Source organism: Myxococcus sp. CA023, assembly GCF_010998615.1.
Lineage (GTDB): Bacteria > Myxococcota > Myxococcia > Myxococcales > Myxococcaceae > Myxococcus.
The window spans coordinates 66,855-81,612 of sequence record NZ_JAAEAH010000004.1 but is presented as its reverse complement, the minus strand read 5'-3'; the positions used below and the strand labels follow the sequence as shown (position 1 = coordinate 81,612).

Genomic DNA, 14,758 nt, shown 5'->3' with positions numbered 1-14,758 from the left:
TGTGAATCCATGCGGATTGCCCAGGTTTCGCTCATTCCCCTCCGGTTGGAGCTGCGCCAGCCCCTGAAGACGTCACAAGGGATGCACGCGGTGCGAGAAGGCTTCCTCGTCCGCGTCGTCGACGAGGAGGGGCGCGAAGGTCTGGGCGAGGCGATGCCGCTGCCCGCGTTCGGCACCGAGTCGCTCGAAGACTGTGGCGTGACGCTGAACGCCTGGCTGTCCGAGCTGAAGGGCCAGTTCCTGGGCGACTCGGTCCGGGCCATCGAGGACACGTTGTCGCCGTTCCCCCCTGCCGTGGCGCGAGGCGACGGCGTGCGCATCCGTGCACGTCAGGTGACGCCAGCGGGCGCCATGCCGGCGGCGGAACACGCGCTGGAGCTGGCGCTGCTGGACCTGCTCGCGCAACGCCAGGGTGTACCGCTGTGCTGGCTGCTGGCGGAGGAGGCGCGGACGGAAGTGGCGGTGAACGCGCTGCTGGGCGCCGACACCCCCGAGGCCCTGGCGGAAGAGGCCCGGCAGGCCGTGGCCGAGGGCTTCGGCACGTTGAAGCTGAAAGTCGCCGGCCGGCCGCTGGACGCCGACGAGGCGCGAGTGAAGGCCGTGCGCGACGCGGTAGGCCCGGACGTGAAGCTCCGGCTGGATGCGAACGGCGGCTGGTCCGAGCCCGACGCGAAGCGTGCCCTGGACCGGCTGGGCTGGTACGGCCTGGAGTTGGTGGAGCAGCCCACGCCGCCGGAGGACCTCGCGGCGCTCTGGCGCGTTCAGCGCCGCGCCCCCTGCACGGTGGCGGCGGACGAGTCCCTGGCTTCTCCCGATGCGCTCCGGGCGCTGCTGACGGTGGACCCGTTGCTGGGCGGTGGCCCGGCGGTGGGCGCGGTGGTGCTGAAGCCCATGGTGTTGGGCGGACTGTTGCCGTGCCTCGTGGTCGCGATGCGCGCGGCGCGGCTCGGAATGCAGGCCTATGTCACCAGCTCCATTGATGGCGTGGTGGCGCGGGCTGGCGCGGCACATCTCGCGGCGGCACTGCCATCCGGAGCGCTGGCCTCCGGGCTCGCGGTGGGGCGCTTGCTGGCGAAGGAGCCGGAAGGGCATCCGTACCATCCGCAGCGAGGCGTCATTCGCCTGTCGAGCACCCCAGGGCTCGGACTGAGCTCCCAGTCACTGGTGTGACAGCTCGACGCACGGGAGCCCATGGATTGGCCTCCGTTCATGAAGCCCCAAGGTGACGGAATGTCGGTCCTGCTGTGTCCCATTCGCGTAGGCGCTCGTCATCAGCCCGAGGCGGAGGCCCTGTCGTTCGCGGGCCGCTCCTGGTCCTACGAAGCGCTGGATGCGGAAGTCTCCCGATGGGTTGCCGCACTCGAGGCGGAGGGCGTCGGCGCTTCGGACAGGGTGGCGTCGCTCGCGACGAACCACGTCGCCTCCGTGTGCCTCTTCTGGGCGCTGGGCCGGCTGGGCGCGGTGTTGGCGCCGCTCAATGCCCGGCTCACGTCCGCGGAGTTGGCGCCCATGGTGGAGGACATCCAGCCCCGTTTGAAGCTGGCGCTGGGAGCCCTGGTGGAGCGGCTCCCTGGAGCCCGGTCACTCGAGTCCTTCGCGGAGGCCGTCTCCACGGGGGCTTCCACGTGCCAACCCCTGGAGGCGTCGTCGCCCCGGGTCGTGCTCTTCACCAGCGGGACAACGGGCCGGCCGAAGGGAGCGGTCCTCACCGAAGGCAACTTCCGGGCGTCTTCACGAGCATCGGCTGCCAACCTGGGGGCGCATCCAGCCCCGCGTTGGCTGGGCACATTGCCGCTTTTCCACGTGGGGGGCATCGCCATGCTCACTCGCACTGCCTACGAGGGCGGCTGCCTCGTCCTGCACGAACGCTTCGACGCCGATTCGGCCAACCGGGCCATCGACGGGGAGGGCGTATCCCACGCGAGCCTCGTGGCTACGACGCTGGAGCGAGTGCTGGACGCCCGAGGTGACCGGCGCATGCCGGACTCCTTTGTCTTGGCGCTGATAGGCGGAGGTCCGGTGCCCGTGCCCCTCCTCGCACGAGCGAGGGCCGCAGGCCTGCAAGCTCTTCAGACGTACGGCCTGACGGAGGCCTGCTCACAAGTAACGACCGAGCGCCCGGACACAGCGGACGGCCGCACCGCTGGCGTCCCGTTGCCAGGTGTCGAGGTGCGCATCGTCGGCGTAGGGGGGGAGGTCCTCGGCGCAGGGACGGAGGGCGACATCGAGGTACGCGCGCCCACGGTGATGGCCGGGTACTGGCAGCGTCCGGAGGCCACCCAGGAGGCGGTTCGGGACGGCTGGCTGCGCACGAAAGACGTCGGTGTGCTGGATGGTCGGGGGCGGCTCACCGTGCTGTCACGCCGCACGGACCTCATCGTCCGAGGCGGGGAGAACATCTACCCGGCGGAGGTGGAAGGGGTGCTCGTCAATCATCCCGCGGTGCAGGAAGCCGCCGTGGTGGGCTTCCCGGACGACCGCTGGGGCGAACTGCCCGTTGCCTTCGTCGCGCCGCGCCCGGGGCAGCCGCACCCCGGGGAAGAGGCACTGGCGGCGTGGTGCCGTCAGTCCCTGGCGGGCTTCAAGACGCCCGCGCGTTTCGTCTGGGTGGACGCGCTGCCTCGCAACGCCATGGGGAAGGTCGAGCGCACCGTCCTGAGACGGCACGCCCTCCGCTGACCCACGGGGGTGGGGCGGACGCCCTGTCTCAGCACTCCGAGATTGGGTGGCCCCAGGGATTGGTCCGCGGGAACTGCCGCAGGACGGTGCTCAGCCGGCAGGTGGCCGACACGGTGGTGGCAGCCCCGGACCGACGGGAGGCCTGCGGGCCCCGGTGCTCGACGGTGCCCAGCCGGGCCGCCTGCATCGCCAGTTGCTCTTCGACCTCCGGGGACCAACGGGAGAACTCAAGCCATTCCATGTGCGTGCTCCTTCGCGCCGCAGTGTTCGGGCACATCCGACCTCTTCAAGTCGCGAAAATCACGACGCCACGCGTTGAAGCTGGCGGTCAGTGGCGATTTCCCGACAAGGGTCGCCGTCTCAACCCGCGGACGTGGTCGCCATCTTTCAAAAGGCACTCCGGGATGTCGTGTTCCCGCGTGGCCGCCTGCCCTCCGAGGAGGGTCCTGCATTTCCTGCGCGGACTTGGGACACGTGGACATTCTTGCGCCGTCCGCGCCGTGCCCCCGTCGTGATTGCTGATACGGCTGCAACCTTTCACTCCCAAGGTCAAAACTCAAACATGCAAGGATTTCCAGAGCCGACGTTGAAGAGTTGAAGAGACAACGCAGGGGGAGGGTGAGGAATGACGCCGGCTTCCGAGTGAAAACAGGACATTCCAGGTCGTGGCTGATTTTGATATCGGAATGACTCAAAGGCAGCTCAGCACACGTACTCGCAACGGGAGGGAGAGATGGCTCCGGAGTCCGTTGATGTCATCATCGTGGGCAGTGGTCCGGTGGGAGCGATGGCGGCGAATCTCCTGGGACAGCAGGGGATTCGGACGCTGGTGGTGGAGCGTGAAGTCACGCCTCATGGCCAGTCCCGCGCCATCAGCGTGGATGACGAGGGCCAGCGCATCTTCCAGTCCGCGGGGCTGGTGGGCGACCTGGGCGCGGGCTTCTATCCGTGCAAGCGGCTGCAGTACCTGAATGACTCGCTGCGCTCGCTGGCGGAGGTGGACTTCACCCGGTTGGACCGGCCGTTCGGCTATGTGCCCGCGGCCTTCTTCCAGCAGCCGCGCATGGAGGCGGTGCTTCGTCAGGGACTGAAGCGCTTCCCGCACGTGGACCTGTGGCTGGGCCACGAGGTGGAGTCCTTCGTCCAGGACGAAGACGGCGTCACCGCCCGCGTGAAGGAGGTCGCGGGGGAGCGTGCCGTCAACGTGCGTGCGCGTTTCCTGCTCGCGTGCGACGGCTCGCACAGCTCCATCCGCCGGCGGCTGGGCCTGAAGCTCGTGGGGACGACGGCGCTGGAGCACTCGCTGGCCATCACCGTGAAGACGCCCTCACCCGAGCCCGACTTCACCAGCTACCTGTGCGGCCCCGTGCGCCGGGGATTCATCGCGCGTACCGCGCCGAACGAGATTCGCTTCGACATCATCCTGGAGCCGGATGCGGACCTGAAGGCGGCGCGCTCGCTCGAAAACGTGCGGCGGCTGATCGGCTACTACCTGGACCCGGATTCGGTGGAGCTCGAATCCGTCAAGATCTTCTCGTACCACAGCCGCATGTCCGAGCAGTGGCGGGTGGGCCGCGTGTTCCTCCTGGGCGACGCGGCGCACCTGATGCCGCCCTTCCTGGGGCAGGGGCTCTGCGCGGGCCTCCGGGACGCGGCGAACCTGACCTGGAAGCTCGGGCTGGTGCTCGCGGGCGCGGCGGATGCATCGCTGCTCGACACCTACGAGGAAGAGCGGCGCGGCCACGTGTCGGAGGTGATTCGCGGCTCGGACGCCATGGGCCGGGTGATGATGTCGGGCGGGCGGGTGATGGCTCGCGTCCGCAATGCGCTCATCCAGGTGATGTACCGGCTGCCGGTGACGGGCGACTTCATCCGCGACTACAAGGTGAAGCCGCAGATGCCGCTGCGCCGGGGCTTCATGCTCGGCGCCCAACGCGAGAAGGGGGACGTGCCGGAAGGCTCCTACTTCCCGCAGCCGCGCGTGGAGCGGCCCGACGGGGAGACGGCGCTGCTGGATGACTGCCTGGGCGAGGGCTTCGTGGTGCTGACGCGTCCAGGCGCCTCCCAGGAGGCCCAGCGCGAGGCACGGGCCCTGGCGGACGAACTCGGGGCTCGCTGGTGGCAGGTGGCCGCGGCGGACCGCGCGGGAAGCGGCGGGCCGGACACGCTGGTGGACCTGGACAGCCGGCTGGGCGCCTGGTTCGCGCAGTACGCGGCCGACCTCGTGGTGCTCCGGCCGGACCGCTACGTGTTCGGCATCTCAGGGGGTGGCAAGCGGGGCCACCTCATGGGCTCGCTCAAGGGCCGCGTCCGCCCTCACTCGCGTCCGAATGGCGCGGAGGTCCGGCGGGCGGGCTGAAACGCGGGGGAACGGAAAAACAACAGGCGCCCGGGCCGGGGCGCCACACGACCGCGAAGTGGGGCTGCGGGGAGGCTCAGGCCGCGGCGGCGGACTGGACCAGCTTCCCGGCGCGCTCCACGCAGTCGCCCATGAAGCGCAGGTAGATGTCGAGCGCGCTGGCGCCCGTCTTGGCGATGATGGGCGCCTTGTCCGGCACCTGCGACAGGAGCTTGTTGAGCATCACCTCGTTGAGCGCGGTGTGACCCACGTCAATCTCCGTGTGCTCCTTGAGGAAGGACATGCCCTGGAGGATTTCCTCGCCACAGACGCGCTTGGCCTGCTCGAGAATCACGGGGCCGAGCACCGTCGACAGGCCCTCGATTTCGTACTCGATGGCCACCTGCGCGGCGGGCATCTCACCGGTGATGGTGTTCTCGTGAATCTCCCGGTACTCCTTCATCGCCTCCGTGGGCGGCTGGGCGATGAGCTCCTCGGCGTTCAGCTTGGGGCTGCGGCGCTCGTTCCACCGGGCCACCAGGTGCTTGGTGTCCTCGACCATCATCAGATGGTGGCCGGCCTCGTGCTTGGCGTGGGCGATGAGCTTCTGGCCCACGTCGTCCAGGCCCGCCTTCACGGTGGCCTCACCGGCGCGGCGAATCCACCCGTCCACCGGCTCCGTCATGTAGACGCCCAGCGAGTTCCAGGTGATGAGGAAGGCTTCGAAGAGCGCGGGGTCCGCCTTGTCGTCCAGCAGCACCTTCAGCCGGGGGTCCGTCTTGATGCGCTCACGGGTGGCAGTCAGGTTCGGCGTGTACAGCTCCTCCACGAGTTGCTTGCTCATATTCATTACCCCTGGCGAGTGTTGGGAGCGCTTCGGCGCCCGATGGAGACTTCACTGATGTGTTCGAGATAGTCGGGGATCAGCTTCGCGGAGATGATCCACATGTACGGGTCTGGACCTGCGTGAATCCCGGCGTCCTGTACGTACTGCCCACCGTCGTCCTCACAGAGGTAGTGGAACGAACGGCGGTGGCGGGCGGCGTACCAACGGCGTGCCGCATCCACCAGGGCGACGTAGGTGGACGGCCCCGCGTCGCTCAGGGGGAACAGCCGGGCCATGTCGAGCAGGCTGTAGAGATTGGTGCCCGGCTGGCCCAGCTCCAGGACGGCGGCGCCCACGGCCACGCCATTGCGGCGCGCGATGAGGATTTCGCGCTCGCGCTCCAGGCCAAAGGTGTTCCACTGTCCCTGCACCGCGCGCATGTCGATGCGGTCGCGCGTGAAGTCGAGCGCCTCCACGTAGCAGGACGGACGCGAATGGGCGATGTGGTCCGTCAGCAGCGTCAGCTCGGCGGAGGTGGCGGGGCTGATGGTGATGCCCTCGTGCAGCCGGCCCGTCTGCTCGTGCGTGTAGACGTCCATCATGTGGACCTTGCGCGTGAAGGCCAGCTCCGGGTTCGCCGCCATGTGCCGCTCGCCGTAGCGGACGTGCGCGCGCGCGATCCAGGGGTTGAGGCCTTCCACGTAGGCCACGGCCCAGCGGAAGTCGGCGTCGCTCTGCGGGTGCTCGAAGCAGCGCACGTACAGGTCGTGCATGATGCGGCCCGGCTCCAGCCCCTTGAGGGCGGGCTTGCCCGGGCGCTTCGCCACCTGGTGTCCCATCCAGGTGTGTCGGTACGACTTCATGATGGACAGCGTCGCCTCGGGGCCGCGCTCGGACGGCCAGACGGCCTGGCAGAAGAGCTGCGGAACTTCCGCGGCGCGCTTGGCCATGTGGCTGAAGGCTTGCTTCAGCGCGTCGAATTCCTGAGAGGACTTGTTCGCCAGGCTGAAGAAGCCCGACAGCGTGAAGACATCCCAGAGCCCCTCTTCCTGCACGTCACTGGTGCAGGTGTTGGGATTGGTCGTCTGGGAGACGAAGCGCACCCAGCGCGCCTCGTCGGAAGAGTAGGGCGACACGCTCAGGCCACACAGCACGGTGCCATCAGCGCGCGCGCTGGTGACGTAGCGGATTTCACCGCGCAGGCTGATGGACTGGCCGTCCGGCGTGTGGAGCTCGAGCAGGGGCGGCAGCAGGCCCGGGAACAGCAGGTCCTCCGGGCGGCAGCGGATGCACATGCCGGAGAAGGACAGGTCCAACACCGCGCGCTCCATCTCCCCCTGCTCGCGCCACAGCGGGTGGTGGAAGGTGACGCGCACGCCCTCGGGCGCGGGCGTGCGGCGGTGCCAGCGGTGACGGATGCGGAAGAGGACGTCGGGCAGCGGCGACGTGAAGCGCTGGCCGTCCGGCGTTCCCGCCTCCAGGCGCATGCGGTACGCGCTGTTGTGGCCGATGACGTCGATGTCGTAGGGGGCCTCGCCCCAGTCGGTCACCGGGTCCTCGGCGTGCCACTCCAGTTGCTCCGTCTCCGCGTTGTAGCGCTCCAACACCAGGCGGACGGTGCGACCCATGCGGCGCAGCACACCCTTGTTACCCGCGGTGCTGATGGCCAGGAGGATGGCGCGGATGCGCTCGGCCTCGTCGATGGTGTCCTGCACCGGAAGGGCAGACGCGGCCGGCTCCGCGACGCCACGCTTCAGCGCGTCCGCCAGCAGTGCCAGGATCTGACGACCCTGCTCCAGGGAGACGTTCGCCAGCTGCAGCCCCACCGGGGACCCGGCCGTCTCCGCGTCCGTGCGGATGAAGGCGCCCCGGATGGGGCCCAGCGTCACGCCACAACCGGACAGATAGACGGGCAGGCCGCGCGCGTCGGAGGTGTCCACCTCACCCTTGGGCATCACCCACACCACGGTGGGGCTCAGCCGCGTCACCACGCCAATGGCGCCATCCAGCGTACCCACGGAGCAGGTGATGGCATCCGCGCCCGTCCCGTGCAGGGAGTAGCCCGAATCATCCAGCGCGGCCTCGGCGGGCGGCAGCGGAATCACGTTGAACAGCGCGTCACGGCTGCGGAACTCGACCGACCGACGGTCGGAGAGCGGGTTTCCCCCTTCCATAATCAGGCGCCCCCTTCTCCGGTGCTGAGGAACCCCTGATGCAGTCGTCGAAATTGCAAGCACGGTTGTTCCTCCCTGCTCCAGCGGTGCTGCGTTAGGCGGCGAATCGCTATAGGTCCGTATCATACGGATTTCCGAGGAACAGTCAAATCGGATTTGTGCAGTCAGGCTGTTTTCTGGCTGGCGGAATGGACGTCCGTGGGTCGTAGGTGACAGCAGCCTACTTCCAATTCTTACGAAGCGATTCGCCGCGACGGCACACTCATACGGCCAAGATGCTGCGCGGCTGTAATGTCATAAGTCTGGCAGACTGTGCGTACTTTCTCGCAGTGAAATGGCGTTCGTCAGACCGGCTCGTTAGAGTTCCCTCAGTCCAGCGAGCGGGAGGTGTGAGGGATGAGTGCTGTCGTGAGCGCTGTGGGAGGGACGCAGGCTTTGGAGCAACTCCAGGCGCCTGTTCACGGCCGCGCCGCGTGCCTGGTGCCGGTGGACTCGCCAGACGTACTCCGAGTGGATGTCGCGGAGGTCGTTGGCGGCGCGGTGGAGCTCCTCTCAGTCACGCGCCGCTTGCGAGGAGTGCAGGTTTCCCTGGAGCTTCCTGAGGAGCCGGTCCCCGCTAATGTTAGCCACCGGCGGCTGCAGCAGGTGCTGCTGCTGTTGCTGGCGCACGCGGCGGATGCATCGAACGGGCAGGGCGTTCGTGTGATGGTGGATTCCGCTGACGACTTCGGGGACCTGCCGCCCCGCTTCCAGGTCCAGGTCGCGGGGGCGTCGCTGTCCTCGCGGGAACTCCAGGCTGTCTTCCTGTCGCCCATGTTGGTGGGGCCGCTGCACCGCAAGCTGGCCCGGGCCCGGGAGCTGACGGAGTCCATGGGTGGCACCTTGGAGGTGGCCAGCAGCGCGGCCGCCGGCATCACCGTGACGGTGGAGTTGCCCGCGCCGGGGATGTCCAGCTGGTAGTCCAGGCGGGCCGCCATGCCCGCCGCTGAGCCACGACTTGAAGAGGAAGAGGAGGGCGGGCCGCCAGTGCCTGGCCCTCCTTTTTCGTTGAGCCGCCGGGGTTCAGGCCGCGTCGTTTCGTGCTCGCGCGGGGGCCGCCCGTTATTCCGCGCCCGGCCATTGGCTCCGATAAGTCGTTCCGCGTGAGCCCGTGGCCAAACTCCTTGACGTCGCGGGGCGGGTTCTCGACTATCCCGCGCCGATTCTTACACGGTCACACCTTCTCAGGAGCACATCCATGGCGCCCCCGTCATCCGGAGAAAAGATCTCGCTGCAGAGCGGCAAGCTGTCCGTCCCGGACAACCCGATCATCCCCTTCATCGAGGGCGACGGCACCGGCCGCGACATCTGGCGTGCGTCCCAGGCGGTGTTCGACGCCGCGGTGGAGAAGGCCTACAAGGGCAAGAAGAAGATCGCCTGGTACGAGGTCCTGGCCGGCGAGAAGTCCTTCAAGGCGGTCAACAACTGGCTGCCCGATGAGACGGTCGAGGCGTTCCGCACCTATCTGGTGGGCATCAAGGGCCCCCTGACGACGCCGGTGGGCGGCGGCATCCGGTCGCTGAACGTGGCCCTGCGGCAGATGCTGGACCTGTACGTCTGCCTGCGCCCCGTGCGGTATTTCAAGGGCGTGCCCAGCCCGGTGAAGACGCCGGACAAGGTCGACATGACCATCTTCCGTGAGAACACGGAAGACATCTACGCGGGCATCGAGTTCGAGGCCGGCACGGCCGCGGCGGAGAAGTTCCTGGGCATCCTGAAGCAGGAGTTCCCGAAGGAGTTCGGGAAGATCCGCTTCCCGTCCGACGTGGGCCTGGGCGTCAAGCCGGTGTCCCACGAGGGCAGCGACCGCCTGATCCGCGCCGCCATCCAGTACGCCGTGGACCACAAGCGCAAGAGCGTCACGCTGGTCCACAAGGGCAACATCATGAAGTTCACCGAGGGCGCCTTCCGCAAGTGGGGCTACGAGCTGGCCGCCCGGGAGTTCGGTGACAAGGTCTACACCTGGGACCAGTGGGAGGCCACCAAGGCCGCCAAGGGCGAGGACGCCGCCAACGCGGAGCAGAAGGCCGCGCTGGCCGCCGGGAAGATCCTGATCAAGGACTCCATCGCGGACATCACCCTGCAGCAGGTCCTCACCCGTCCGGATGAGTTCGACGTCATCGCCACGCTGAACCTCAACGGTGACTACCTGTCGGACGCGCTGGCTGCGCAGGTGGGCGGCATCGGCATCGCGCCGGGCGGCAACATCAACTACGTCTCGGGCCACGCGGTGTTCGAGGCCACGCACGGCACGGCGCCCAAGTACGCCGACCAGGACAAGGTGAACCCGGGCTCGGTCATCCTCTCCGGTGAGATGATGTTCCGGCACCTGGGCTGGCACGAGGCGGCCGACCTGATGATCCAGGGCATGGACCGCGCCATCGCCAGCAAGACGGTGACCTACGACTTCGCCCGCCTGATGAAGCAGGAAGGGCAGAGCGGCGTTTCCGAGGTCAAGTGCTCCGAGTTCGGGCAGGCCATCATCAAGAACATGTAGTCCCCGGTCGGGGATCTGGAAGAGGCGAATCCATGGCTCAGAATGGCAAGAAGAAGATCGGCCTCATCGGCGGCGGTCAGATCGGTGGCAACCTGGCGCTGCTCGCCGTGCAGAAGTCGCTCGGTGACGTGGTGCTGTACGACATCCCGGCGGCCGAGGGTCTGGTCAAGGGCAAGGCGCTGGACATCAACCAGCTGGCCGCGGTCGACGGTTACGACTGCCGCGTGAAGGGCACCACCGACTGGAAGGACGTGGCCGGCTCGGACGTGATCATCATCACGGCCGGCATGCCCCGCAAGCCGGGCATGTCCCGCGAGGACCTGCTCGAGATCAACCTGAAGATCATGACGGACGTGGCGGGCAACATCAAGCAGCACGCCCCCAACGCCTTCGTCATCAACGTGGCCAACCCGCTGGACGCGATGGTGTTCGCGCTCCATAAGATCGCGGGTCTGCCCAAGCACATGGTCGCGGGCATGGCGGGCGTGCTGGACACCAGCCGCTTCAAGTGCTTCGTCGCCGAGGCGCTCGGCTCGTCCATCCGCGACGTGGAGGCCCTGGTGCTGGGCGGCCACGGCGACGACATGGTCCCGCTCGTCCGCCACAGCACGGTGGGCGGCGTGCCCCTGACGGAGCTGATCGCCAAGGACAAGCTGGACGCCATCATCAAGCGCACCCGTGAGGGCGGCGCGGAGCTGGTCGGTCTGTACAAGACGGGCAGCGCCTACTTCGGCCCCGCGGCGTCCGCCATCGCCATGGCGGAGAGCTTCCTGCAGGACCGCAAGCGCGTGCTGCCGGCCGCCGCCCTCCTGGAGGGCCAGTACGGCATCAACGGCTACTTCTTCGGCGTCCCCGTGCAGATCGGCGCGGGCGGCGTGGAGAAGATCCACACCGTCGAGCTGAACGACAGTGAGAAGGCCGAGCTGGAGAAGTCCTTCCAGTCGGTCAAGAAGACGGTCGACTCGGTCAAGCTGTAGTCGCTGGACAGTCACGTGCGGCCCGCTGGGGAAACCCGGCGGGCCCTGTGCCTGATGCTGTGGATGACGCGGGCTAATTGCCCCGGCCGCCATCGTTGCAGCGCGTTTTCACCAAGTTAACTAGCCTGTAGAACTCGCACGGGACGTCCGGGCCCTGGCGCGCCACCTGGCGGGCCGGCTCAACCGAGCAGTGTCCGACGTCCGGCAGTCAAGGAGACGATGATGGCACCAGCAGCGCGGTTCACGGTGGTGGGCGGCGGCCTCGCCGGGCTGATGACGACGATCAAGCTCGCGGAGGCGGGCCACCAGGTGGATGTGCTCTCGCTCGTCCCGGTGAAGCGTTCCCACTCCGTTTGTGCCCAGGGCGGCATCAACGGCGCGGTGAACACCAAGGGCGAAGGCGACCACCCGGACATCCACGTGAAGGACACGCTGCGCGGCGGCGACTTCCTCGCGGAGCAGGTTTCGGTGAAGGGCATGTGTCATGCCGCGCCCGGCATCATCTACCTGTTGGACCGCATGGGCGTGACGTTCAACCGCACGCCGGAAGGTCTGCTGGACTTCCGCCGCTTCGGCGGCACGCTGCACCACCGCACGGCCTTCGCCGGCGCCACCACCGGCCAGCAGCTGCTCTACGCGCTGGACGAGCAGGTCCGCCGCTATGAGGCCGAGGGCAAGGTCACCAAGTACGAGTACTGGGAGTGGCTCGGCACGGTGAAGGACGACAGCGGGCGCTGCATCGGCAGCGTGGCCGTCGACCTGCGCACCATGGAGATCCGCACCTTCCCGGCCGAGGCCGTCTGCCTGGCCACGGGTGGTCCGGGCATCGTCTTCGGACGCTCCACCAACTCCATCATCAATACCGGCACCGCCGCGGGCCGCGCCTACATGGAGGGCGCGCACTACGCCAACGGTGAGTTCATCCAGGTGCACCCGACGTCGATTCCGGGCGAGGACAAGCTCCGCCTGATGAGCGAGTCGGTGCGTGGCGAGGGCGGCCGTGTCTGGGTGCCCCGCAAGAAGGGCGACACGCGGGCGCCTCAGCAGATCCCGGAGGCGGAGCGCTGGTACTTCCTGGAAGAGAAGTACCCCAAGTACAAGAACCTGGTGCCGCGCGACGTGGCCACCCGCGAGATCTTCATGGTCTGCCGCGAGCTGGGCATGGGCATCAACGGCCGGGACGGCGTGTACCTGGACGTCACGCACATCCCCGCGCCGGTGCTGGACGCCAAGATCAAGGGCGTCATGGAGATCTACGAGAAGTTCGTAGGTGACGACCCGCGCAAGGTGCCCATGGTCATCTTCCCGGGCATGCACTACTCCATGGGCGGCCTGTACGTGAACTTCGAGGCCGATCCGAAGACGCTGACGCCGGCCGAGGGCAGCCCCAAGAACCAGTCCACCACCATCCCTGGTCTCTACGCCGCGGGCGAGGCGGACTACGCCTTCCACGGCGCGAACCGCCTGGGTGCGAACTCGCTGCTGTCGTGCATCTACTCCGGCATGATCGGCGGCCCGGCCATGGCGTCCTTCGCCAAGAGCCAGGGCACCAGCGCCGCGGCGATGCCGGAGAAGCACTTCCAGGCCGCCAGGCAGTACTGGCAGGACCGCTTCGCCACCATGCTCAAGATGAGTGGCACGGAGAACCCGTACGGGCTCGCCAAGGAGCTGGGCGACACCATGACGGAGAACTGCACCGTCGTGCGCTACAACGACCGTCTGAAGAAGACGATCGAGAAGATCCGCGAGCTCAAGGATCGCTGGAAGAACGTCAACGTGCTGGACACGGGCAACGTGGCCAACCGCGCGCTGTCGTACACCAACCAGCTGTGGAACATGTTCGAGCTGGGCGAGGTCATCGCAACGAGCGCGCTGCTCCGTGACGAGAGCCGCGGCGCCCACTACAAGCCGGACTTCTCGCTGCCCGAACCGAAGACGAAGGACCCGACGCAGGACCCGGAGTGGATGAGCCTGTGGCGTGCGCGCCACGAGAAGTGGGCGAAGACGACCGTCGCGACGTACAGCGAGGCCGGCCCGAAGATCCACTACGAGGACATCCCCACGCCCGTGCTGGACCCCGAGCCGCGCTGGTACGCCTGAGACGGGAACCACTCAACCGATTTGGAAGTGAAGGGTCGAGCCACATGGACACTGCACAAGCATCCGCTGTCACCACCAAGACCATCACCTTCCGCATCTGGCGGCAGGATGATCCCGCGAAGCCAGGCCACTTCGATGAGTTCAAGGTTCCCTATGCGAAGGGCGCCAACGTCATCTCGTGCCTGATGGAGATCCAGCGCAACCCCGTCACCGTGGAGGGCAAGCGCGTGGCCCCGGTGATCTGGGACGCGGCATGTCTGGAGGAGGTCTGCGGCAGCTGCGCCATGAACATCAACGGCCGCGTGCGCATGGCCTGCTCGGCGCTGATCGACAAGCTGGAGCAGCCGATCACGCTGGAGCCCATGAGCAAGTTCCCCGTGGTGCGTGACCTCACGGTGAACCGCGACCGCATGTTCGACGCGCTCAAGCGCATCAAGGGCTGGGTGCCCATCGACGGGACGCACAACCTGGGGCCGGGTCAGCGCCAGTCGCCCGTGGACCAGTCGGTGATGTACGTGCTGTCCACGTGCATCACCTGCGGCAGCTGCCTGGAGGCGTGCCCCCAGGTGACGCAGGAGAACGACTTCGTGGGCGCGGCGGCCATCAGCCAGGCCCGCCTGTTCAACATGAACCCCACGGGCAAGATGAACTCCGAGGAGCGCGTGCGCTCGCTCATGGGGCCCGGCGGCGTCCAGGACTGCGGCAAGGCGCAGAACTGCGTGAAGGTCTGCCCGAAGGAGATTCCGCTCGTCACGTCGATCGCGGTGATGAACCGCGAGGTGACCAAGCTCACCATCAAGGACATCTTCTTCCAGGACGAAGCCCCCAAGGCCCACGGCAGCGGTCCGGGGTAGGGCGCTCGCCAGCGACTTCCCGGCGTTCTCTGGCTTCAAGCGGCCCCGGGCCGGCGTCCATTCGAGACGCCGGGCGGGGCCGCCGCTGTTTGGGTGTCCGTGGAAAACCCTGCGGTGAAGGCAGGCTCATCTTCGCGGACATCCCTGATTATCTGCCGTGCACCCTGTCGGACGATGCAGGTGTACCGGGGTCAAACGGTCTTGCACTCCGTCCTTTTCTGCGCAATGAGGGCCCGGCGCTGACGCCTCTGTTCAGGCTGTCTCCCTCGTCTCC

The 14,758-nt window shown here is 67.7% G+C and carries 11 protein-coding genes; 8 read left to right on the top strand and 3 right to left on the bottom strand.

Features of this window, described 5'->3' with window-relative positions; translation table 11 throughout:
- The first annotated feature begins 9 nt into the window (after positions 1-9).
- Positions 10-1,170 (top strand): o-succinylbenzoate synthase, encoded by a 1,161-nt coding sequence (gene menC, locus F8M74_RS02185; protein WP_141254343.1) that lies wholly within the window; start codon positions 10-12, stop codon positions 1,168-1,170.
- A gap of 60 nt (positions 1,171-1,230) precedes the next feature.
- Positions 1,231-2,679, top strand: a complete 1,449-nt coding sequence (menE, locus tag F8M74_RS02180; protein ID WP_141254344.1) for an o-succinylbenzoate--CoA ligase — start codon at positions 1,231-1,233, stop codon at positions 2,677-2,679.
- A 28-nt stretch (positions 2,680-2,707) separates the two neighbouring features.
- Here menE and F8M74_RS02175 read toward each other — a convergent pair whose 3' ends face one another.
- Positions 2,708-2,920, bottom strand: a complete 213-nt coding sequence (locus tag F8M74_RS02175; protein ID WP_141254345.1) for a hypothetical protein — start codon at positions 2,918-2,920, stop codon at positions 2,708-2,710.
- 492 nt (positions 2,921-3,412) lie between these two features.
- Here F8M74_RS02175 and F8M74_RS02170 point away from each other — a divergent pair, with 492 nt between their 5' ends.
- The gene (locus tag F8M74_RS02170) at positions 3,413-5,038 is read left to right on the top strand and encodes a bifunctional 3-(3-hydroxy-phenyl)propionate/3-hydroxycinnamic acid hydroxylase (RefSeq protein WP_141254346.1); all 1,626 of its coding nucleotides are present in this window, start codon (positions 3,413-3,415) and stop codon (positions 5,036-5,038) included.
- 76 nt (positions 5,039-5,114) lie between these two features.
- Here the strand turns inward: F8M74_RS02170 and F8M74_RS02165 are convergent, their stop codons facing one another.
- Positions 5,115-5,861, bottom strand: a complete 747-nt coding sequence (locus F8M74_RS02165) for a hypothetical protein (RefSeq protein ID WP_225888927.1) — start codon at positions 5,859-5,861, stop codon at positions 5,115-5,117.
- A gap of 5 nt (positions 5,862-5,866) precedes the next feature.
- Complete coding sequence (locus F8M74_RS02160; protein WP_228559143.1) at positions 5,867-8,017, bottom strand: hypothetical protein; 2,151 nt, start codon at positions 8,015-8,017, stop codon at positions 5,867-5,869.
- Positions 8,018-8,425: 408 nt separating this feature from the next.
- Between F8M74_RS02160 and F8M74_RS02155 the strand changes: the two genes are divergently transcribed.
- From F8M74_RS02155 to sdhB, 5 genes are all read left to right on the top strand, one after another.
- Positions 8,426-8,977 (top strand): ATP-binding protein, encoded by a 552-nt coding sequence (locus F8M74_RS02155; protein WP_141254348.1) that lies wholly within the window; start codon positions 8,426-8,428, stop codon positions 8,975-8,977.
- Positions 8,978-9,254: 277 nt separating this feature from the next.
- Positions 9,255-10,553, top strand: coding sequence for an NADP-dependent isocitrate dehydrogenase (gene icd / locus F8M74_RS02150; RefSeq protein WP_141254349.1), 1,299 nt, complete (start codon positions 9,255-9,257; stop codon positions 10,551-10,553).
- Positions 10,554-10,585: 32 nt separating this feature from the next.
- A complete protein-coding gene (mdh, locus tag F8M74_RS02145) occupies positions 10,586-11,530 on the top strand; it encodes a malate dehydrogenase (protein ID WP_141254350.1) in 945 nt (314 codons plus the stop codon).
- A 222-nt stretch (positions 11,531-11,752) separates the two neighbouring features.
- Entirely contained in the window at positions 11,753-13,630 is a 1,878-nt protein-coding gene (sdhA, locus tag F8M74_RS02140) for a succinate dehydrogenase flavoprotein subunit (RefSeq protein WP_141254378.1), read from the top strand.
- Positions 13,631-13,674: 44 nt separating this feature from the next.
- On the top strand, positions 13,675-14,484 hold the full coding sequence (sdhB, locus tag F8M74_RS02135; RefSeq protein WP_141254351.1) for a succinate dehydrogenase iron-sulfur subunit: 810 nt from the start codon (positions 13,675-13,677) through the stop codon (positions 14,482-14,484).
- Positions 14,485-14,758: the final 274 nt, after the last annotated feature.

Bases quoted from the DNA above. Each gene is read 5' to 3' on its own strand.
- menC (WP_141254343.1), top strand. From the start codon at position 10: ATGCGGATTGCCCAGGTTTCGCTCATTCCCCTCCGGTTGGAGCTGCGC.
- mdh (WP_141254350.1), top strand. From the start codon at position 10,586: ATGGCTCAGAATGGCAAGAAGAAGATCGGCCTCATCGGCGGCGGTCAG.
- F8M74_RS02170 (WP_141254346.1), top strand. From the start codon at position 3,413: ATGGCTCCGGAGTCCGTTGATGTCATCATCGTGGGCAGTGGTCCGGTG.
- F8M74_RS02160 (WP_228559143.1), bottom strand. From the start codon at position 8,017: ATGGAAGGGGGAAACCCGCTCTCCGACCGTCGGTCGGTCGAGTTCCGC.
- F8M74_RS02165 (WP_225888927.1), bottom strand. From the start codon at position 5,861: ATGAGCAAGCAACTCGTGGAGGAGCTGTACACGCCGAACCTGACTGCC.
- sdhB (WP_141254351.1), top strand. From the start codon at position 13,675: ATGGACACTGCACAAGCATCCGCTGTCACCACCAAGACCATCACCTTC.
- F8M74_RS02175 (WP_141254345.1), bottom strand. From the start codon at position 2,920: ATGGAATGGCTTGAGTTCTCCCGTTGGTCCCCGGAGGTCGAAGAGCAA.
- sdhA (WP_141254378.1), top strand. From the start codon at position 11,753: ATGGCACCAGCAGCGCGGTTCACGGTGGTGGGCGGCGGCCTCGCCGGG.
- menE (WP_141254344.1), top strand. From the start codon at position 1,231: ATGTCGGTCCTGCTGTGTCCCATTCGCGTAGGCGCTCGTCATCAGCCC.
- icd (WP_141254349.1), top strand. From the start codon at position 9,255: ATGGCGCCCCCGTCATCCGGAGAAAAGATCTCGCTGCAGAGCGGCAAG.